We start from the raw sequence: 408 nt of genomic DNA, 5'->3' as shown, positions 1-408 counted from the left end.
CACCCTTCTCACCTTGTGGGCCTTGAGGACCTTGTTCGCCACGCTCACCTGGATCACCCTTTTCGCCGTCTTTGACGAAGATTTCTTTGATGATGTCATTGGTTTCTGGGTCTCTGACGATGATCTTCACACCAGATTCAGAGTTTGGATCATTTGGATCTTTTTCAACGCGTTCACTTTCAACGATTGGCGTCTTACCATCTTTACCGTCGGTACCGTTTGTACCATCGAAGATGAATTCACGGCTGATTTCACGTTCACCTGGGTCAACTTGACCGTTATTGTTGGTGTCTTCGTGAACGATTACCCATGTACCTGGGCGATCTTTACCACTTTCATCGGCTTTGGTTCCCCGTTCGGTCTTAGCTAGGACGGATTTTCCGTCTCGGCCGTCTTGACCATCTTGGC

1 pseudogene is annotated in these 408 nt (G+C 48.8%); it reads right to left on the bottom strand.

The window, feature by feature from the left end:
• Positions 1-408: pseudogene (locus tag HMPREF3090_RS06065) on the bottom strand (hypothetical protein); the annotation flags it as partial.

This window comes from Aerococcus sp. HMSC23C02 (genome assembly GCF_001806805.1).
Taxonomy (GTDB): domain Bacteria; phylum Bacillota; class Bacilli; order Lactobacillales; family Aerococcaceae; genus Aerococcus; species Aerococcus sanguinicola.
Note: the sequence above shows the minus strand (reverse complement) of the source record. Positions and strands in the feature narration are given on the sequence as shown.